The 603-nt window shown below is 67.5% G+C and carries 1 protein-coding gene; it reads left to right on the top strand.

Going from position 1 to position 603, the window contains the following annotated elements; all coding sequences use genetic code 11:
• A partial coding sequence (locus MJ785_RS15925) for a sensor histidine kinase KdpD (RefSeq protein ID WP_239381547.1) occupies positions 1–503 on the top strand: 503 nt, incomplete at its 5' end.
• Between the last annotated feature and the right edge of the window lie 100 nt (positions 504–603).

Genomic DNA, 603 nt, shown 5'->3' with positions numbered 1-603 from the left:
GCTGGCTGGATCGGGTGCTGCTGGAGGCGGACCGGCTCGCGGTGCTGGTGGACAGCGCCGCTGGTGGCGTCTGCGTCCGGCTGGTTGACCTTTCCGAGCTGCTCGCGGAAGCAGGGGCCTACTGGGACCGAGCGGTCCCGGCACAGGTCCGGCACCGGCCGGGGACTGCCGCCCCGCTCGCCCCGGTGGTGGCTGATCCGGTCATGCTACGGCGGGTTGTCGACAATCTTGTCGCCAACGCCGCTCAGGCCGCCGGATCGTCAGGCCGAGTCGAGCTGACGGCTACGCCGATGGCGGATGACGGATGGATGGCGGTCGAAGTCGACGATGACGGAGCCGGATTCGCCGGTAAACCAGCGAATTCCGCTGGTTTGGGACTGAAAATTGTCCAGGAGACGGTCGAAAGATTCGACGGGCGGGTGGAAATCGACTCGAGCCCACTGGGCGGCGCCCGCCTGCGGCTCCTGTTGCCCGCGGCACATACCCAGCAGGGTATGTCGTGAGGGTGGTGCTCTGCGACGATCATCAAATGTTCGTCGAGGCACTGGGCGCTGTGTTGACCGCGCGCGGGTGGACGGTCTGTGAGCTGGCCTTCACCGCGGC

Origin of the sequence: Protofrankia sp. CiT1, assembly GCF_917627335.1 — a bacterium.
Taxonomy (GTDB): domain Bacteria; phylum Actinomycetota; class Actinomycetes; order Frankiales; family Frankiaceae; genus Protofrankia.
This window is presented reverse-complemented; position numbering and strand designations above follow the sequence as displayed.